Origin of the sequence: Gillisia lutea (genome assembly GCF_021568705.1) — a bacterium.
Taxonomy (GTDB): Bacteria; Bacteroidota; Bacteroidia; order Flavobacteriales; family Flavobacteriaceae; genus Gillisia; species Gillisia lutea.
This window is the reverse complement of sequence record NZ_JAKGTH010000007.1, coordinates 436,156-454,914: the sequence shown is the minus strand read 5'-3', so window position 1 is coordinate 454,914 and position 18,759 is coordinate 436,156. Positions and strand designations below refer to the sequence as shown.

General features: G+C 37.1%; 18 protein-coding genes and 1 tRNA gene. 11 read left to right on the top strand and 8 right to left on the bottom strand.

What is annotated here, in order from left to right; genetic code table 11:
* Positions 1-28: 28 nt before the first annotated feature.
* Positions 29-1,582: an NAD(P)/FAD-dependent oxidoreductase gene (locus tag L1I30_RS06375; RefSeq protein WP_236133431.1), complete on the bottom strand. Its 1,554-nt coding sequence runs from the start codon at positions 1,580-1,582 to the stop codon at positions 29-31.
* Between the two features lie 193 nt (positions 1,583-1,775).
* Here L1I30_RS06375 and L1I30_RS06370 point away from each other — a divergent pair, with 193 nt between their 5' ends.
* The 9 genes from L1I30_RS06370 (at position 1,776) to L1I30_RS06330 (ending at position 10,444) form a co-directional block, all read left to right on the top strand.
* Positions 1,776-2,351 (top strand): carboxymuconolactone decarboxylase family protein, encoded by a 576-nt coding sequence (locus tag L1I30_RS06370; protein WP_236133430.1) that lies wholly within the window; start codon positions 1,776-1,778, stop codon positions 2,349-2,351.
* 14 nt (positions 2,352-2,365) lie between these two features.
* Positions 2,366-3,232, top strand: a complete 867-nt coding sequence (locus tag L1I30_RS06365; protein ID WP_236133429.1) for a histidine kinase — start codon at positions 2,366-2,368, stop codon at positions 3,230-3,232.
* On the top strand, positions 3,232-3,591 hold the full coding sequence (locus L1I30_RS06360; RefSeq protein WP_236133428.1) for a response regulator: 360 nt from the start codon (positions 3,232-3,234) through the stop codon (positions 3,589-3,591). The genes L1I30_RS06365 and L1I30_RS06360 overlap by 1 nt, the downstream gene beginning before the upstream one ends.
* 42 nt (positions 3,592-3,633) lie before the next feature.
* Entirely contained in the window at positions 3,634-3,870 is a 237-nt protein-coding gene (locus L1I30_RS06355) for a DUF3820 family protein (protein WP_236133427.1), read from the top strand.
* Between the two features lie 124 nt (positions 3,871-3,994).
* Complete coding sequence (pyrG, locus tag L1I30_RS06350) at positions 3,995-5,638, top strand: CTP synthase (RefSeq protein WP_236133426.1); 1,644 nt, start codon at positions 3,995-3,997, stop codon at positions 5,636-5,638.
* 63 nt (positions 5,639-5,701) lie between these two features.
* A complete protein-coding gene (gene yidC, locus L1I30_RS06345) occupies positions 5,702-7,558 on the top strand; it encodes a membrane protein insertase YidC (protein WP_236133425.1) in 1,857 nt (618 codons plus the stop codon).
* 199 nt (positions 7,559-7,757) lie between these two features.
* Positions 7,758-8,168, top strand: a complete 411-nt coding sequence (locus L1I30_RS06340) for a lipocalin family protein (RefSeq protein ID WP_236133424.1) — start codon at positions 7,758-7,760, stop codon at positions 8,166-8,168.
* 133 nt (positions 8,169-8,301) lie between these two features.
* A complete protein-coding gene (gene mnmA / locus L1I30_RS06335; RefSeq protein WP_236133423.1) occupies positions 8,302-9,489 on the top strand; it encodes a tRNA 2-thiouridine(34) synthase MnmA in 1,188 nt (395 codons plus the stop codon).
* A 13-nt stretch (positions 9,490-9,502) separates the two neighbouring features.
* Positions 9,503-10,444 carry an NAD(P)H-dependent flavin oxidoreductase gene (locus tag L1I30_RS06330; protein ID WP_236133422.1) on the top strand — a complete coding sequence of 314 codons (942 nt, stop codon included), beginning with the start codon at positions 9,503-9,505 and terminating at the stop codon, positions 10,442-10,444.
* Here L1I30_RS06330 and L1I30_RS06325 read toward each other — a convergent pair.
* The 4 genes from L1I30_RS06325 to guaA form a co-directional block, all read right to left on the bottom strand.
* Entirely contained in the window at positions 10,441-10,995 is a 555-nt protein-coding gene (locus tag L1I30_RS06325) for a DUF922 domain-containing protein (protein ID WP_236133421.1), read from the bottom strand. The two genes, L1I30_RS06330 and L1I30_RS06325, sit on opposite strands and share 4 nt — an antisense overlap.
* 4 nt (positions 10,996-10,999) lie before the next feature.
* Positions 11,000-11,401, bottom strand: a complete 402-nt coding sequence (locus L1I30_RS06320; RefSeq protein ID WP_236133420.1) for an OsmC family protein — start codon at positions 11,399-11,401, stop codon at positions 11,000-11,002.
* Positions 11,402-11,407: 6 nt separating this feature from the next.
* A complete protein-coding gene (locus tag L1I30_RS06315) occupies positions 11,408-13,360 on the bottom strand; it encodes a LysM peptidoglycan-binding domain-containing protein (protein ID WP_236133419.1) in 1,953 nt (650 codons plus the stop codon).
* Between the two features lie 67 nt (positions 13,361-13,427).
* A complete protein-coding gene (gene guaA / locus L1I30_RS06310) occupies positions 13,428-14,960 on the bottom strand; it encodes a glutamine-hydrolyzing GMP synthase (RefSeq protein WP_236133418.1) in 1,533 nt (510 codons plus the stop codon).
* An 80-nt stretch (positions 14,961-15,040) separates the two neighbouring features.
* Here guaA and L1I30_RS06305 point away from each other — a divergent pair, with 80 nt between their 5' ends.
* A complete protein-coding gene (locus L1I30_RS06305) occupies positions 15,041-15,766 on the top strand; it encodes an SIMPL domain-containing protein (protein WP_236133417.1) in 726 nt (241 codons plus the stop codon).
* A 14-nt stretch (positions 15,767-15,780) separates the two neighbouring features.
* Entirely contained in the window at positions 15,781-16,326 is a 546-nt protein-coding gene (locus tag L1I30_RS06300; RefSeq protein ID WP_236133416.1) for a pyridoxamine 5'-phosphate oxidase family protein, read from the top strand.
* 73 nt (positions 16,327-16,399) lie between these two features.
* Here the strand turns inward: L1I30_RS06300 and L1I30_RS06295 are convergent.
* From L1I30_RS06295 to L1I30_RS06285, 3 genes are all read right to left on the bottom strand, one after another.
* A tRNA-His gene (locus tag L1I30_RS06295) sits at positions 16,400-16,475 on the bottom strand.
* Positions 16,476-16,534: 59 nt separating this feature from the next.
* Entirely contained in the window at positions 16,535-17,251 is a 717-nt protein-coding gene (gene bshB1 / locus L1I30_RS06290; protein ID WP_236133415.1) for a bacillithiol biosynthesis deacetylase BshB1, read from the bottom strand.
* A gap of 124 nt (positions 17,252-17,375) precedes the next feature.
* Positions 17,376-18,548 carry a trans-sulfuration enzyme family protein gene (locus L1I30_RS06285; RefSeq protein ID WP_236133414.1) on the bottom strand — a complete coding sequence of 391 codons (1,173 nt, stop codon included), beginning with the start codon at positions 18,546-18,548 and terminating at the stop codon, positions 17,376-17,378.
* Between the last annotated feature and the right edge of the window lie 211 nt (positions 18,549-18,759).

Genomic DNA, 18,759 nt, shown 5'->3' with positions numbered 1-18,759 from the left:
TTAACCTTTATATCTATAGAATGCTCATTTATGATAATAATGCCACGCAACTCTCTATACATTTTTCACCATCAATAGCTGCTGAAATTATTCCACCGGCATAACCGGCACCTTCTCCACAAGGAAATAAGCCTTTAATTTGAATGTGCTCCAAGGTTTTTGGATCTCTTGGAATTCTTACAGGAGACGAGGTTCGAGATTCGGGAGCGTGAACCACGGCTTCATTCGTTAAATATCCATGCATTGTCTTGCCAAATTCTTTGAATCCTTGTTGAAGTGTGTTATGAATAAACCTTGGAAATACCTCTTTAAGATCGGCAGAGGTTACACCAGGCTTATAAGAAGTCTCAGGTAAATTGGCAGAGATCTTACCCTGGGTAAAATCCATCAAACGTTGGGCGGGAACTCTCTGGGTTTCTCCCCCTATTCTCCACGCAGTTTGCTCTATGCTTTTCTGAAAATACATTCCGGCTAGAGGCGAACTACCATATTGCTGAAAATCGGGAAGTCGAAGCTCCACCACAATTCCCGAATTTGCAGTGCCTTGATCTCGTTTGCTAGGTGACCAACCATTGGTTACAACTTCCCCGGGGCTCGTGGCGCAGGGTGCTATAACTCCTCCCGGGCACATACAAAAGGAATACATCCCCCTCCCATTTATTTGTTTTACAATACTATATGGAGATGGAGGTAGAAAATCCCCCCTATCATCACATTTATATTGAATTTTATCTATCAATTGTTGGGGGTGTTCTACTCTAACACCTAGAGCAAAAGGCTTTGCTTCAATTTTAACATTCTTGTTATGTAAGAGTTCAAATATATCTCTGGCAGAATGGCCAGTGGCCAGAATAATATTTTTAGTTTTAAAAAGCTCCCCTTTTAAGGTTTTAATACCTGCAATTTGATTGTTTTCAATCAAAATATCTGTCACACGGGTTTCAAATAGTACTTCTCCTCCGTATTCTATTATTTTTTCACGGATACTTGCTATAATAGCAGGCAGTTTATTAGTACCAATATGAGGATGAGCATCCACTAATATCTCCCTGGTTGCCCCGAAGGCTACTAGTAATTTAAGTATCCTGTTTACATCCCCCCTCTTCTTAGATCGTGTATAGAGTTTCCCATCACTGTAAGTTCCGGCACCGCCCTCTCCAAAGCAATAATTAGAATCTTCATTTACAATATGCTCTATATTCAAGGCTTTTAGGTCTCTTCTACGGGTTCTAACATCTTTTCCTCTTTCAATTAGCACCGGCTTTTTACCTAATTCTATGCATCGCAAAGCCGCAAACAAACCAGCTGGCCCTGCCCCTATTATAAAGATTTCTTCTTCTGTAGCTACATTTCGATAAATAGGAAGTTCAATAGGTTCGGACTTAAAATTCTCCTTTACATACACGTCAACCTGTAGATTCACTTTAACAGCCTTTTGTCTGGCATCTATGGATCTTTTTACGATTTCCACATGTGAAATATCAGCTTTTGGAATATCTGAATTTCGTGAAACTTCTCTTAAAAGCCATTCTTTCTTAGACGCTGCCTCGGGAGTGACCCGTAATTGAAAACGATATTTCATTTCTTTTTATTCTGGGATCAAAATTAACCTTTTCAAAATTTAATTTTATGAAATAATAGCAAGATCTTATAGTAGTATTGAAAAAACTGAGTTAAAATTAGAAACGCATCTTTAAAAAAGTATTTATTTTGTAAGTCAAAACTTGTATATTACAAGTTGATAAACAAACTCAGTCCCAAACACCCTTTATAATATGATGGATACAACTACCAGATTCCCTATGGTTTCCTATGACGATGCTACACCTGAAGTGCAAACAATTTACGATGACACTAAAAAAACCCTACAACTACCCTTTGTTCTAAACTGGTTTAAATGTCAGGGAGATAATGCTACATTACTCAAAGGAAACTGGTCTAAACTTAAAAACACGTTGATGGAAGGTGAAGTCCCCAATGTTTTGAAACAATTGATCATTTATAATGTCTCAAAAGAAAGAGGTTGTAACTACTGCTCTCACGCCCATGGTATTTTTGCGGATAGTATGAGTGCTATGATTAGTGAAGAAGAAGGTTTTAAAGCTACTGAAAGCATGAATTCCCCTTCTATGCCGGTAAGTTACAGAACCGCAGTAACCGTGATTACAAAAGCAGCATTGAATCATAATGAAATTACCGATAAAGATTTTAAAGAATTAGAAGACGCCGGGTTTAGCCGTAAAGAAATTCAGGAACTAATGGCTCAGGCCGATCTTGTTAATATGCTAAATACCATTGCTGATGTATCGGGAATAAAAATTGATAATGAGCTTTTGGAAACTTTAGATTAATCTGAGTTTTTTAGATGAGCCCCATCACAAAAAATCAATCTCAACTCTATCGAATAACTTACGAAGCTTATTCAAAATTTGCGAATGCAATAAATAGATGTAAAACTTTAAATGAGGTTGGAGAAATTTCCAAATCTCATTTAAAGTATCTACTTAATTTTCATATCATCCGATTATCCATTCAACAGGACGATCGTTTTTTTGTTTACAGCATTCACGGAAATGAAGCTCGTGAGCAATTGATTTCAGAAGATGAATTACTTCAGCATGAGTTTGAGCTGCTTCAAAATGGCATTCCATTTAAAACCTCTGAGCTTCCTGAGAAATATCTAATTGCAAATCCTTCCAGCAAGAATTTTAAAAATCCGGAAATGTGGGGCTGGTTACTTAATAAAAACAGCCGCAGCGTTATTGTAACTTTGATAACCGATGAAAACAAACCCTTCGCCATTGGGGATGTTGATATTTTGAAACTGGCCGTAGACTGCTTCGAGGCGAAGTTCCATGAAATATATCTGGCAATTCAGCTGGACAAAAAAAACAAATCGCTCTCGGATGCCTTATATACTATTCAGGAGAAGAATGAGGAGATACAGAAAATAGTAACAAATCAGCAACAGGTTATTGAAGCCAGAACAAGGGAAATTGTTGATAAAAACAAAAAACTCTTGCAAATTTCAGCAATGAATGCGCATAATGTTAGAGAGCCTTTATCACGAATTCAAGGACTAATTCAATTATTTGATTTTATAGATGACAAAGAAATGCGATTTGATATTATCCCAAAAATAACAAGCTCTGCCGAAGAGATGGATAAAGTTTTACAAGAAGTTATACAAATGGCAACTAATGAATTGGCCCAACTAAAAGCCGCAGAGTAATGAATTCAATTTTACTAATAGACGATCAACCCATCACCAATTTCATCACCAAGAAATTGCTGAGTTTAAAGGGTATAGAAATTCCTATTATAGATTTTACCAACCCTTTAGAAGCTTTGGAAAACGTAAAAAATAGTAAAGAATCTTTTATATTTTTAGACCTTAATATGCCAGAGATGACAGGATGGGAATTCTTAGATGAAGTGAAAAAACTTAATCTTAATCATAAAATTGTTATTCTAACTTCCAGTACAAGCGATCTGGACCTTGAAAAGGCGAGAGATTATCCTTGCGTGGTAGAATATGTTATAAAGCCTCTTTCTATAGATAAATTAAATGCTCTAAATAGCTTTTTTTAAGCCTAACCCATAATTTCCAGCATATAACCTGCCTTCCCTCCAATGGAATTACTACCAGATCCAAAAGCTTTAATAGCACTTGCTCACGCCAAAATGTACTTTGGAAAATATAAGGACAGATACCTTTCTGAAATACCTGAATATTATTTGATATGGTACCGCCAAAAAGGTTTTCCTGAAGGAAAATTAGGTGAACAGCTGGCACAAGTGACCGAATTAAAGGTGAATGGCATGGAACATATTCTTCGTAGTATTCGCATGAAATACCCTAAGTACTAAGCATTTCCGTTTTTAATTTCAATCTTTTCTAGTTCAAAATATTAGGTTTAAAATTGAAGGTGTTTTTATATTCTTCTTTGTAATTTAGCGCCCTGAATAAAACAACGCAACAAACACTTTTAAAATGGCCGAAACCAAGTATATTTTTGTTACCGGTGGCGTATCTTCTTCCTTAGGAAAAGGTATTATAGCTGCCTCTCTGGCAAAATTACTACAAGCCCGTGGGTTTAAAACCACTATTCAGAAATTAGATCCTTACATAAATGTAGACCCAGGAACGCTTAATCCTTACGAGCATGGAGAATGCTATGTTACAGAAGATGGTGCAGAGACAGATTTAGATCTGGGACATTACGAGCGATTTTTAAACGTAAATACTTCTCAGGCTAATAATGTTACCACAGGTAGAATTTACCAGAGTGTTATAGAAAAAGAGCGTCGAGGAGAATTCTTAGGAAAAACAGTACAAGTCGTTCCGCACATTACCAATGAAATTAAGGAGCGCATCCAAATACTTGGAAAAAGTGGTGAATACGATATAGTTATCACCGAAATTGGTGGAACGGTAGGTGATATAGAATCCTTACCATATATAGAAGCTGTACGACAGTTGAAATGGGAATTGGGGGACGATAATGCTTTAGTTATCCACTTAACTCTAGTGCCATATCTAGCCGCAGCCGGGGAGTTAAAAACAAAACCTACTCAGCATAGTGTTAAGACCTTAATGGAAAGTGGTATTAAAGCAGATATTTTGGTTTGTAGAACAGAGCATGAATTATCTGATGATATTCGACGAAAACTTGCCATTTTTTGTAATGTTCGTCAGGAAGCCGTTATACAGTCCATAGATGCATCAACCATTTACGATGTGCCAAATTTAATGCTGGAAGAAGGTTTAGATACTGTTGTTCTTAAAAAACTCATCCTTCCAGACAACACTATACCCGATCTTAAACAGTGGAATCAATTCCTGCAACGCCATAAAAACCCTAAATATGAAGTTCGCATAGGGTTGATAGGGAAATATGTAGAGCTTCAGGATTCCTACAAATCTATATTGGAAGCTTTTATCCATGCGGGTGCAGAAAATGAAGTAAAAGTAATTGTCGAGAGCATTCATTCTGAATTTATAAATGAAAACACCATTCAAAATAAAATTGCGCATTTGGATGGAGTTTTAGTTGCCCCAGGTTTTGGGGAAAGAGGAATAGAAGGTAAGATCGATGCAGTTAGATATGCTCGTGAAAACAAAATTCCCTTCTTCGGTATATGTCTTGGAATGCAAATGGCCGTGATAGAGTTTGCTCGAAATGTACTGCAACTTAAAAATGCAAATTCCACCGAGATGGATCCTCAAACCAATCATCCTGTAATCGATATTATGGAAGAGCAAAAGAATATCACCCATTTGGGAGGTACTATGCGTCTGGGAGCGTGGGAATGTAAATTGGAAGAGAATTCTATTGTAAGAGAGGTTTACAAAACTGATACTATTACAGAAAGACATCGCCATCGCTATGAATACAACAACAAATACAAGACCGAAATGGAAAAAGCCGGTCTAAAAAGTACCGGGATCAATCCGGATACCGGCCTTGTAGAAATTGTAGAACTGGAGAATCATCCTTGGTATGTAGGGGTACAATATCACCCAGAATATAAGAGTACTGTAGCAAATCCACATCCGTTATTTGTGGCGTTCATTAAAGCAGCGGTAACTTATTCGAAAGAAAAAAACAATGCCAAATTGACACAAAAACAATAAATGGTCGTTTTTTTGCCTAATTAAACAATATCTCTACGACACGTAGTTCATTTATATCAAAATATGGAAGAAAAAAAATTTGACGTCCAATCCCTTATCGGATTTTTTCTAATTGGTGGAATCCTATTATGGATGTTGTACAACAACTCTTTTGACGACAATAATAAAGAGGAACCAAAAGACAATATAGAACAAGTAGAATCAACGCCTGTTGATACTAATACTCAGGAAGCCCCTTCACAAAATGCACTTACCGATTCTACAGCTATTGCCGAAGCCAAAAAAAACCTAGGTGCTTTTGGATATTCAGCCACTTTAGATGCTGCTTCAGGGAAAACTACTACCATTTCTAACGATGTTCTTGAGCTTAAATTAGAAAATAAGGGGGGATATATCTCAGAGGCTAGACTTACTCAGTTTAAGACTTTCGATTCAATTCCCGTTTATATCATAAAAGACGGAAACGCTTCCTTCAATTTAAGATTCACCACAAATGATGGGCGAGTTTTAAATACCGAGAACATGTACTTTCAACCTAACGTAACAAGGAGTGGGGAAAATCAAGTACTTTCTATGAAATTAAAGGTGTCGGAAACTGAATTTCTGGAATATAGATATGTATTGAAACCAGGCGAATATATGCTTGATTTCAGTATTCGTTCCCAAGGTTTAAACCGAGTGATTAGTAGCTCGGAGCCGGTAAATCTTGACTGGAAATTGAAAGGTTACCGCCATTCAAAAAGTATTTCTTATGAAAACCGATATACAGAACTTTCATGGGAATATGACGGTGGCGAAGACGATTACCTAGGTCAAGGTGATTTAAAAGATGATGAAGCTGAAGATGTGACCTGGATTGCTTTTAAACAGCACTTCTTTAGCTCTATTTTACTTACTGACACTCCTTTTACCTCCGCAAAATTCATTTCTAAGAATTTGGTGCAAGACGAGGATGTAGATACACTTTACACCAAAGATTTTGCTGCTTCGATGCCTTTAGAATTGAAAGGTGGGGAATTGAATTATAATATGAACTGGTACTACGGACCAACAGATTATAAAATATTAAATGATTACGACCGTAACCTAGATGAAGTAGTACCGTTAGGATGGGGAATTTTTGGATGGATCAATAAATTCATCTTTATTCCTTTCTTCGCTTTTCTTGCTAGTTTCCTACCTAGTTATGGTATTGCTATTATCGTAATGACAATTATTGTTAGAATTGTTCTATCTCCCGTTACTTATAAATCTTATTTAGCGCAGGCAAAAATGAAGATTCTTCGTCCTGAAATGAACGAGATCAACGAGAAGTACAAGGATAACCCAATGAAAAAGCAGCAGGAAACTATGAAGTTGCAAAGTAAAGCAGGTGCCAGGCCGTTAAGTGGATGTTTACCAGCGCTAATGCAAATTCCTGTGTTCTATGCCCTTTTCCAATTTTTCCCAAGTGCATTCCAGTTACGCCAAAAAGGATTTTTGTGGGCAGATGATTTATCCAGTTATGATACTATTGCTGAATTACCATTTAAAATTCCTTTCTATGGTGACCACGTAAGTTTATTCCCTATCCTAGCCTCTATTGCTATCTTTGTTTATATGATGATGACAACAGGGCAAACCATGCAGCAAAATCAGCAGCCGGGAATGCCTAACATGAAATTTATTATGTATCTGTCTCCATTAATGATGTTGTTCTTCTTCAACAACTACGCGAGTGGATTATCTCTATACTATTTTATCTCGAACCTGATTACTATTGGTATCATGCTCGTAATTAAATATGTAATAGTTGATGAAGATAAAATTCATGCAAAAATTCAGGAGAACAAGAAAAAGCCTCGTAAACAAGGTAAGTTCGCCAAGAAAATGCAGGAAATGATGGAACAAGCTGAACAGCAGAAAAACGCTAAAAAATAGGTTCCCAATTAATTTTTTAAAAAGCCCGTTCTATTAGATCGGGCTTTTTAATTTACCTAAACAATATTTTATATTTAAAGGAGTTCTAAATTTTGGGGATCCGAAAGTTTTGAATTGATATTGGTTAAAGCTTTCCAAAACTGCAGTTCAAAACATTTAGGTTTCCTTATATTTACAAACCAAATCTTAATAATTAACCATGAAAAAGTATTTAGTATTATTTTTTAGTATCGCTGTATTAGCAGCATGTAGCAATGATGATGATAATGTTTCTGAAGAGAATGACCCAATCTTGGGAGTATGGTATGTTTCTGAATTGAACGCCAATGGAGCATTCACTCTAAGCGAGTGTAATAAAGAGTCTTTCATCAACTTTATGGCTGACAAATCTGCCAATTCTGAATTCTACGCAGAGTCTGATGGATCTTGCGAATTAGAAGATTCCGATTCTAGTGTTTGGAGTAACGAAGGAGATTCAACCTACAAATTTGTTATTCCGTTTGAAGGAATTGGAGCTCAAACAGGAAAAGTAGAATTTAATGGAGATGGTTCTTTCACATTCTCTCCTGTAGCATTACCAGGAAGTACAGTGGTATTTGAAAAGAGATAATTTTCAATTAGAGCTTAAAGTATATATAGGGTGGTTTTTACCACCCTATTTTATTTCGTAATTTTGCACCCGGCTTAGCGACCATTTCAAAATATAATGAAATAGCTATGCTATTTAGACGGAAGGAAGAATTATGAAAAAAGTAGTAGTTGGTTTATCGGGAGGTGTAGATTCTAGCGTAACCGCATATTTATTACAACAACAGGGATATGAAGTAATAGGCTTGTTCATGAAGAACTGGCATGATGATACTGTTACTATCTCCGACGAATGTCCTTGGCTGGACGACAGCAACGACGCCATGATGGTTGCCGAGAAATTGGGCATTCCATTTCAAACAGTAGACCTTAGCGAACAATACAAAGAGCGTATTGTAGATTATATGTTCCGCGAGTATGAAAAAGGCAGAACCCCAAATCCTGATGTACTTTGCAACCGGGAAATAAAGTTTGATGTTTTTATGAAGATCGCTCTTTCTTTAGAAGCCGACTATGTTGCTACAGGACACTATTGCCGTAAAGGAGAACTTGAAAAAGGCGGGAAAACCATCTATCAGTTACTAGCAGGAAAAGATGACAATAAAGATCAGTCTTATTTTCTATGTCAGTTAACCCAGGAACAACTATCTAAAACTCTTTTCCCTATTGGTGAATTACAAAAATCGGAAGTTCGTGCAATTGCTGCCGAGCAAAATTTAATTACCGCCAATAAAAAAGATTCTCAAGGACTCTGTTTTATAGGAAAAGTTAGATTACCAGATTTTCTTCAACAAAAATTAAAGCCGAAAGAAGGAGTAATTGTAGAAATTGAAGCTGATAAAGGTTTTTATCTTAATGAAACTCCCTCCTTCAATTCTAAATTAGAAGAACTTACGCATCTCTCTAAGAAATTCACCTATGAATTAAATGATGGAAAAGTTGTGGGACAACATCAAGGTGCGCATTATTTTACGAAAGGGCAACGTAAAGGCTTAGGTGTAGGCGGAACTCCGGAACCTTTATTTGTAATAGAAACCGATGTTAACGACAATATAATATATACCGGACAAGGAAAGGCTCACCCAGGACTTTACCGCAGAGCACTTATAGTGGCGCAAGATGAAATTCATTGGGTACGCACCGATCTTGCACTTCAATCGGGAGAAGAAATGAAGGTAATGGCGAGAATACGTTACCGTCAAGCTTTAGAACCTGCCACCTTATATCAAACTGAACATGGAATGTACGTTGAGTTTGAAAATCCGCAATCCGCTATTGCAGAAGGACAGTTCGTAGCCTGGTACCAGGAAGACGAATTATTAGGCTCAGGAGTTATTTCATAGAAAAAATTAAAATATGACCAATAGAATTACCAAGCTCTTTAATATTAAACACCCTATTATACAGGCTGGAATGATCTGGGCAAGTGGCTGGCGTCTGGCAAGTGCCGTTAGTAACGAAGGTGGTTTGGGAATTATTGGTGCCGGTTCTATGTATCCGGAGATCCTGAGAGAGAATATTCAAAAATGCCAGAAAGCGACCTCTAAGCCATTTGGAGTGAACGTACCAATGTTATATCCAAACCTGGAAGAGATCATGCAGATCATTATTGAAGAAGGCGTAAAGATTGTTTTTACCTCTGCAGGAAATCCAAAAATTTGGACAAAGCATTTACAGGACCATGGAATAACCGTGGTGCATGTGGTGAGTAGTGTAAAATTTGCTTTGAAATCTCAGGAAGCAGGGGTTGATGCTGTTGTTGCTGAGGGTTTTGAAGCCGGAGGACATAACGGAAGAGACGAAACTACAACTTTCACCCTTATCCCAATGGTTAAAGAACAATTGCAAATTCCGCTTATAGCTGCCGGGGGAATAGCAACAGGTAGAGGAATGCTTGCTGCTATGGTTCTTGGTGCAGATGCTGTACAGGTGGGTTCCAGATTTGTTGCCTGTGAAGAAGCTTCTTCTCATATAAATTTCAAGAATATGGTTGTAGAGGCAAAAGAGGGTGATACGCAACTTACTTTAAAAGAACTCGCCCCTGTAAGATTATTAAAAAACAAGTTCTTTGAGGACATTCAAAAATTATATACTACCAATCCTTCTAAAGAAGAACTTATCGCGCTATTAGGGCGTGCCAGAGCCAAAAAAGGAATGTTTGAAGGTGATCTGGTAGAAGGTGAGTTGGAAATTGGACAGATTGCAGGATTGATTCATGATATTAAACCTGCCGCTCAAATTGTAAGAGATATGCTGAAAGAATTTGAAGCAGCAAAAGTAGAGGTAGCCTCTTTTTAAGATTTGTAGGCTTCCAATTTCTTAAGTTCAAATTCAATATATTTTTCCCAGCGTGCTTCAACTCCTGTGTTGACACTGTGATTGGTATCTTCATCAAATTTCAACTGCATTTCTGTACGCTCCTGATCCACAACTTGATATAGATCCTTAAGCAGTTTACTGACTTCTTTTGGAGCTATTCCCGTTAAGGAAATTTCTTTCAGTTTTTTACGAAGATTACGAGCATGAATCTCAGAAATGTCAAAATGCGCCTGTTCATGCTTTAACAGGTATTCCGATTCCGATCCTTTGACAACCCATGAATTATCCACCACAAAGTAATTAATTACTTCATATTGTAGATCAATCTTATTATTACGAGCCGAAATTTTCCAAGAATAGGTTATTCCTGAATTTGTGGTAGCATGAAATTTTGAATCTTTTTGCGGCGTTCCTTGAAAATCTTCCCAAGTTAGTTTGCCATCTTTTTCCCAAACTATCTTGTTTAGGTCCATTTGCGCATACATGCTTAAATTCCCCAACATAAGAATCAACAGGAAAAAACTCTTCATCTTTCTACTTATAAATAAAACGGATGTTCTTTATAATATCGGGATGTATACTTTGAATAACAGGACATGTTCTGCCCGCATTTTCTAAAATTGTACGCTCCTTTTCATTAAGAGTGGAGCTCATATACATATCTACATCAATTTGAGAAATCCTTCTCGGGTCAGCCTTCATGTGCTTGGTTACTTCAGCATACACTCCAGTTATATCTACTTGCATGTCTCGGGCTTTAATTCCCATTATTGTAAGCATACAGCTTGCCATTGCGGTAGCAACAGTATCTGTAGGAGAAAAAGCTTCTCCTTTTCCCTGATTATCTAAGGGAGCATCTGTAATAATTATGGTCTTACTTTGTAGATGTTCGCATTCTGTGCGCAAATCTCCTTTATAGGTAACTTTTGATGTCATAGATATTTATTTAGCAACACTTAACGTTAGATCGTTATTGTATTGCATTATGTAAACAGCATCATTATAAAATCCGCCATTTGGTTTCATTTTATATAGAAACTTATTTTCAACATATTCAGTAAGGAAATTGGCCTCAACCGATTTTTCCAAGCTTCCCGCTGCTCCCAATCGCAACAACACATCTAAAGTTAGATCGTATCCTCTAACGGTGTATTTGTTAGGAATGTAGCCATACTTTTCTTTATATGCATCTATAAAATTATCTCTTCCGCTCTCATCGAATTCCTTATATTCTGAAGGAAAATGAAATTTAAGTCGGCCTAAATGTTCGTTTGAAAGCACATCACTCTCGAATGAATTATTCTTATCGGTAGTAAACAAAGTAATTTGGTTAGCCCGAGCCATTCTATTTAGCGCCGAGGTAACACTACTTAGTAAGGCCACACTTCCCGATTCTAAAATTACCCAGTTCTCTTTCCCTTTAACCAGGGAATTTCCTAAAGTTCCCTCATTAATACTATGCGCTCCGGGACTTACAATTTTCGCCTGTGGTAAAGCATCCATCAGCATGCTTTTAATTTTACCGGAAGAGGCATCAGCAATAATTATTACATTTTTTCCTGTAGAATGTTCCTGAAGATAGGTTATCATTGCGTCTCTTAACATATCATCACTTGGTCTGGCCTGATATAAGTTAGGCAAAGATCTCAATTCTCTGTTTGACATAGGAGAGATTACGGGGACATTTAAATTTGAAAGTCTTGCCGCAGCTTCTTCTGAAGTCGCCTGTAATAAAGGTCCAATTACCGCATCAACATCATTAAAATTATTAGAATTGATGGTCCCCGCAACTTTCGATGCTTGCTGCTGTGTATCAAAAATTCTCAAATTTGTTGATATTCCCAATTTCTTAGCTTTTTCAACAGCCATCATTGCCCCGCTATAGAAATCTAAAGAGATTCTCATTACGCGATCCTTTTCTAGTACTTCCTTAGAATTTGAAATTGAATCTTTTCTAAGGCTATTCAAATTATAAGGCAACATCAATACAATATTCTTAGTATTGAAATTGGTAAGTCTATTTTCTAGAGTGGCGTTGATTACGTCAACTTCTTCTCTTTCTATAGGTTCTTCTGCTATATCGTTAAGTTCTCTTCCTCTGGCATCTTTGGTAGGAACTTTCAATATCATTCCAGACTTAAGTCCATCTTTAAGAGCAGGATTCAAAGCCATAAGTGAATCTTTTTCTACCTGAAATCTCCTGGTTAAACTAAATAGCGTTTCTTGTGGTTGTACTTCATAAAACCTAAAAGCATCAGTAGTAATTATTACCGGTTCATCCAAAACATCTGTCCCTACTCTTAACATGATACCAGGTTGTAATACATTTACTGTAGGATTTAAATCTTCCAGTTCTTTCACGGTCATACCATACTTTCTGGCAATACCATATTTGGTTTCCTTCGGAAGAATTATATGCTCTCTTGTCTTTTTATCTTGAACAACTGTTCTGCTAGGACTTGAAACCGGAGCTTTTGGTTGCTCTACCCTCACATCAACATTAGCAAATACAGGGATTTGTATTATTTCACCCTTTTGAAGTTCCTTTGAATAAAGTTGTTTGTTATACTTCTTTATTTCCTCTATATCTACATTATACTCTTTAGAAAGACTATAAAGCGTTTCTTTTCTGTCAACTTTGTGAGACTGGAAACTTACCGGCGCATTGGTATCTGCCATTTTCTCCTCTACTGGAATTACCAACTTTGCCCCCACTTCTATCCCATTCTTTGCGTCTGGATTGTATTTGAAGATAGCCTCCTGGCTAATACTGTATTTTTGTGCGATCCTAAAAACATTCTCTCCCGGAGCTACTGTGTGGTATTTAAAGGCCTGACCAAATGCCGCTGTTGAAAGCACTTGGAAAAACAAGCATATAACAATTAAATATTTCATCTGTTTCAATGTATTTATTTTTAAGGATGCTTCCTACAGCATTAAGAAGGCCGGTTTAATTTAAAAACTATTCCCACTCTATAGTTGCAGGCGGCTTAGAGCTTATATCGTACACTACTCTATTAACGCCTTTTACTCTATTTATTATAGTATTTGATGTCTTTTGAAGGAAATCGTACGGTAAATTCACCCAATCTGCCGTCATTCCGTCTGTAGATTCTACTGCTCTTAAAGCTACTACTTTTTCATACGTTCTTTCATCTCCCATTACTCCTACCGAGTTTACCGGCAGTAAAATAGCTCCTGCTTGCCAAACTTTATCGTAAAGTTTCCATTCTTTAAGCCCATTTATAAAGATAGCATCCACCTCTTGAAGAATTCTAACTTTTTCTGCGGTTACATCTCCCAAAATTCGAATTGCAAGGCCGGGCCCCGGAAAAGGATGTCTTCCTAATAGCTCTTGTGCAATCCCCAATTCAGCTCCTACTCTTCTCACCTCATCTTTAAAGATCATTCGTAAAGGCTCCACGATCTTCAACTTCATAAAGTCTGGCAAACCACCAACGTTATGATGTGATTTTATAGTTGCTGAAGGTCCGCCGTTAACAGAAACCGATTCAATAACATCAGGATAAATGGTTCCTTGAGCAAGATATTTTACATCTTTAATTAAATGCGCTTCATCATCAAACACCTCAATAAACGCATTTCCAATCTTCTTTCTTTTGGCCTCAGGCTCTGAAACTCCAGCAAGAGCTTCCAAGAAGCGTGCCGAAGCATCTACTCCTTTTACGTTCAAGCCCATATGTTTATACTGATCTAATACGCTTTCAAATTCATCTTTACGCAAAAGACCATTGTTCACGAAGATACAGTACAGGTTTTTTCCTATTGCTTTATGAAGTAACACTGCCGCGACTGAAGAATCTACTCCTCCACTCAATCCAAGTACAACCTTATCGTCTCCAATTTTTTCACGAAGCTCATTTACCGTCATATCCACGAAAGCTTCCGGAGTCCAGGTTTGCGCTACACCGGCTATTTTAACAAGGAAATTTTCCAATAACTGTTTCCCGTCGGTAGAATGATATACTTCAGGATGGAACTGAATAGCAAAGGTCTCTTCTCCTTCAATTCTGTAAGCTGCATTCAATACATCTGTAGTACTCGCAAGTCTTACTCCGTTACTTGGTAATTCCTTAATAGTATCACTATGGCTCATCCAAACCTGAGAATTCTCTGTGATATCCTCAAATAAAACTTCAGCATCTTTAATAACCGAAAGATTGGCACGGCCATATTCCCTGGTTTCTGAAGCTTCTACTTTCCCTCCATGGAAATGAGCCAAGTACTGAGCTCCGTAACACACGGCTAATAACGGCAGTTTTCCTCTAATTTCAGATAGATCCGGATGAGGAGCATCTTCTCCTCTTACCGAAAACGGACTTCCAGAAAGGATGACGGCTTTAAAATCGGAAAGATCTTTTGGGGGGTTGTTATATGGGTGAATTTCGCAGTAAATATTGAGCTCTCTAACTCTTCTTGCAATAAGTTGCGTATACTGCGATCCAAAGTCTAAAATAAGTACGTTCTGTTGCATGCGCAAAAGTAAGAATTTGAACTAATATGGGCATAGCCGTTTTATAATTTTATATCTTTAATAAAATTTGAAATTCTGCCATGAAATATATAAGTGCTATTATTTTTTCGATCGCTATTGTACTTGCTGCCTATTTTTTAGGAAATGCTTACATAGAAAGAGCTACTCCAAAAGGTTCCATCTCGGTCACGGGCTCGGGAAGTGAGAATTTCACATCCGATCTTATTGTATGGGAAGGACAATTTAATGCTGTTAATCCAGATTTAAAACAAGCTTATGAAGACCTAGATGCCGATAAAGAAACCGTTCGTGGCTATTTAAGCGAAAAAGGCATTGCTCCCGAAAATATCGTTTTCAACTCAGTCCAAACAAATGAACAGCGCGATAATCAATATCAAAATGGAAATTACGTTGGGAGCATTTTTAGGGCATACGAGCTGGTTCAATCGGTGAAAATCGAATCTACAAATGTGGAACTTATAGAAAATGTATCTCGTGAGATCACTGAATTATTAAATAGCGGAGTACAATTCAATTCTACCCCACCCCGATATTACTATACTAAAATAGCCGATCTCAAAATTGAAATGATCTCGAAAGCTACTGAAGATGCCAGGGTAAGAGCCGAGAAAATTGCTGAAAACAGCGGAGGGTCTTTAGGAGAATTGCATAGCGCTAATATGGGAGTTTTCCAGATAACGGGACAAAATAGCGGTGAAGATTATAGCTGGAGCGGAGCTTATAATACACAGGATAAAAAGAAAACGGCATCAATAACCATGCGGTTGGAATATGAAATAAAATAGGAAGTGATTTAATTATGTTGAACGATATTTTCAAAGAAATATGGCAGGAATTGAAAGATGCCTCAGAAATAAAAGGACACCCCTTTCGCTTTTGCAGTCTGGCAACAGCCGAAGACAGAACTGGGATCCGACAACGAACCTTGGTTTTAAGATCTATAAGCGATAAGGGAAATCTACTTTTCTATACCGATGAACGATCAGATAAGGTAAAGGAGATTACCACCAACCCCCAGGGAAATATTCTATTTTATAATTCTGAAAAGCAACTACAGGTAAGCTTAAGCGGTAGCCTTCAAATAAACACCAATAGTATTGAATGGGAAAGACATAAGGCTAAAATTGAAGGAAAAGCAGTAAATGATTACAACAGTAAATTACCACCCGGAAAACCTATAAAGAATCCTGTTCGCATTAATAGAGTTGAAAAGCTAAATTTCGCATTACTCGAATTTATACCAACTACGATTGAATATTTAAAATTAAAATCGGACGCCAATCATTTACGTGCAAGATTTGAAATGGAAGAAGAAGCTTGGAGCAAGACCTTTTTAATTCCTTAACTCCCACTCCTACTACATCTCATCTAAATCTAAAGCATAAAAAAACTCCTTAGTTTCCTAAGGAGTTTAAAAAGGGTGGAAGACCGGGTTCGAACCGGCGACCTCCTGAACCACAATCAGGCACTCTAACCAGCTGAGCTACAACCACCATTTGTTAGCGGATGCAAATGTATATTTTTTCTATTATTCAACAAAGAAAAAAATGAAATTAAATTAGATCAAATATGGAATCTACTGCTGCATAGCGCTCTACATTGAAACCTTCTGCATGATCTTTTCCTATTAATCGCCCTAAATCCCTAGCACGATAGTTTATACTGTCTAAAAAGTTGTTGCTGGAGATAGGAGTTACCGGCTCTTTACTACTCTCATCATAAAATTGAGTGCGATATGCTTTCACGGCATTCATCTTAACATCTATATATCCGGAAATATCTACTACAATGTCGGGTTGCAAGTTTTTCCATTGTATATAATGATACACATGCTTAGGCCTCCATGCTTCCTGCGCTTCGCCATCATATTCAGTCTCAATTCTTATTAGTCCGCTTAAAAAACAAGCGTCACTCACCAGCTTAGAGCCTTTTCCATGATCGATGTGCCTATCATCTATGGCATTGCAAAATACAATCTCGGGCTTATATTTTCTTAAGATCTTAATGATCTCCATTTGATGTTTCTCATCATTTTGAAAGAAACCATCCTTAAATGCCAAATTTTCCCGAATGCTTAATCCTAAAATTTTAGCAGCATCTGCAGCTTCTTTATCTCTTATTTCGGCAGAACCTCTCGTTCCCAGTTCTCCTCTTGTTAAATCTAATACTCCTACTTTTTTACCTCTGGCAACCTCTTTTGCAATAGTCCCGGAGCAACTTAGTTCTACATCATCCGGATGGGCACCAATGGCCAAAATATCTAATTTCATATATAAATGTTTTTCATTTCGTTGAAATGAACTTTAAAATAATAATTTTTATAAAATCTCATTGAACAGGAAGTCGTTAACGGTTCCCTAAACTTTCAGAAGCTTAAATCTACTCGGTTTTCCATTAAGATAGTGTCACCTCTTTTGCTTTTAAAGCTTTTAAAGCCTGTTCTATATCGGCTCTTAAATCTTCCCTTTCCTCTATTCCTACTGAAAAACGGAGCAAACCATCCCTTATCCCCTGCTTCTCTCTTTCTTCAGGAGTTAATAATGCATGCGAGGTAAGAGTTGGAGATAAAATTGTAGATTCTACTCCTGCTAAGCTCATAGAGGGTTTTATCAGTTTTAATTCTTTCTGAAATTGAGATGCATCTAAACCTTCTTTTAATTCAAATGAAAGCATTCCACCGAATCCATGCATTTGAGATTTTGCCAAAGCATAGTCAGGGTGCGACTTTAATCCTGGATAATACACCTGAGAAACATCCTCATGCGCTTCCAGAAACCTTGCCAGCTTCTTAGCATTTTTATTTTGAGCTTTCACTCTTAATCCCATCGTTTTAAGACTTCTTTCCAACAACCAAACAGTATAATCACTAAGACTTCCTCCAAAATTCTTGGCAAGCTGAAAAATGCTATCTATATGTTTTTCGGAAGCTATCACCGCACCAGCTAGAATATCACTATGACCTCCCATATATTTTGTTGCTGAATGTATAACCACATCTATTCCAAAATCGATAGGGTTTTGATTAACGGGCGAAGCAAAGGTGTTGTCTATCATACTCACCAAATTATGGGTTTTGGCTATCTCTGCAACCGCTTTAATATCGGTAATGGTAAGTAAAGGGTTAGAAGGGGTTTCAATATAAATCACCTTAGTGTTCTCTTTTATTTGAGCAACAAAACTTTTTGGTTTTAGATCTTCGGTAAAAGAATATTCTATTCCAAATTTTTCAAATTCTTCCACAACCAAATTACTTGTTCCTCCATATAAAGTGTTTTGAAGCACCACATGATCTCCACTTTTCAAAAATGCCAATAAAGCAGTGCTTATAGCTGCCATACCGCTCCCAAAAATCAAAGCTGCTTCCCCATGTTCTAGTGCAGCTATCTTCTTTGCTAAGCCAACTTGATTGGGAGTATTGAAATAGCGCGGGTATCGCTTTACCTCAACATCTTCAAAAGCATAAGAAGTAGACATATACAAAGGTGAAATTGCTCCTTTATACTGAGTGTCCTTCAGCTCTCCAATATGGGTGCAAATAGTGTTAATTCCAGGGTGACTTTTACTCATAATATAGATGACTTAATTGATATAATATTGCGACAAGTTAAAAATAATAAATATAAAAAATACGTGCTTAAAAGTTCATTGTAATAAGAAGTCTCATTAAAGTAAAATCTCTCATAACTTCATATTATGAGCCGTTGTCTCCAAGGAACGTTAAACTTCCTTTAAAGTCTGCAAACCTCCCTATTCCCCCCTCTAATTTCATTAATTTTAA

Excerpts from the sequence above, each read along its gene's own strand:
- L1I30_RS06320 (WP_236133420.1), bottom strand. The coding sequence starts at position 11,401 with ATGACATCAAAAGTTACCTATAAAGGAGATTTGCGCACAGAATGCGAA.
- L1I30_RS06365 (WP_236133429.1), top strand. The coding sequence starts at position 2,366 with ATGAGCCCCATCACAAAAAATCAATCTCAACTCTATCGAATAACTTAC.
- guaA (WP_236133418.1), bottom strand. The coding sequence starts at position 14,960 with ATGCAACAGAACGTACTTATTTTAGACTTTGGATCGCAGTATACGCAA.
- L1I30_RS06300 (WP_236133416.1), top strand. The coding sequence starts at position 15,781 with ATGTTGAACGATATTTTCAAAGAAATATGGCAGGAATTGAAAGATGCC.
- L1I30_RS06285 (WP_236133414.1), bottom strand. The coding sequence starts at position 18,548 with ATGAGTAAAAGTCACCCTGGAATTAACACTATTTGCACCCATATTGGA.
- pyrG (WP_236133426.1), top strand. The coding sequence starts at position 3,995 with ATGGCCGAAACCAAGTATATTTTTGTTACCGGTGGCGTATCTTCTTCC.
- L1I30_RS06340 (WP_236133424.1), top strand. The coding sequence starts at position 7,758 with ATGAAAAAGTATTTAGTATTATTTTTTAGTATCGCTGTATTAGCAGCA.
- mnmA (WP_236133423.1), top strand. The coding sequence starts at position 8,302 with ATGAAAAAAGTAGTAGTTGGTTTATCGGGAGGTGTAGATTCTAGCGTA.
- L1I30_RS06370 (WP_236133430.1), top strand. The coding sequence starts at position 1,776 with ATGATGGATACAACTACCAGATTCCCTATGGTTTCCTATGACGATGCT.
- L1I30_RS06305 (WP_236133417.1), top strand. The coding sequence starts at position 15,041 with ATGAAATATATAAGTGCTATTATTTTTTCGATCGCTATTGTACTTGCT.
- L1I30_RS06360 (WP_236133428.1), top strand. The coding sequence starts at position 3,232 with ATGAATTCAATTTTACTAATAGACGATCAACCCATCACCAATTTCATC.
- L1I30_RS06315 (WP_236133419.1), bottom strand. The coding sequence starts at position 13,360 with ATGAAATATTTAATTGTTATATGCTTGTTTTTCCAAGTGCTTTCAACA.
- bshB1 (WP_236133415.1), bottom strand. The coding sequence starts at position 17,251 with ATGAAATTAGATATTTTGGCCATTGGTGCCCATCCGGATGATGTAGAA.
- yidC (WP_236133425.1), top strand. The coding sequence starts at position 5,702 with ATGGAAGAAAAAAAATTTGACGTCCAATCCCTTATCGGATTTTTTCTA.
- L1I30_RS06325 (WP_236133421.1), bottom strand. The coding sequence starts at position 10,995 with ATGAAGAGTTTTTTCCTGTTGATTCTTATGTTGGGGAATTTAAGCATG.
- L1I30_RS06355 (WP_236133427.1), top strand. The coding sequence starts at position 3,634 with ATGGAATTACTACCAGATCCAAAAGCTTTAATAGCACTTGCTCACGCC.
- L1I30_RS06330 (WP_236133422.1), top strand. The coding sequence starts at position 9,503 with ATGACCAATAGAATTACCAAGCTCTTTAATATTAAACACCCTATTATA.
- L1I30_RS06375 (WP_236133431.1), bottom strand. The coding sequence starts at position 1,582 with ATGAAATATCGTTTTCAATTACGGGTCACTCCCGAGGCAGCGTCTAAG.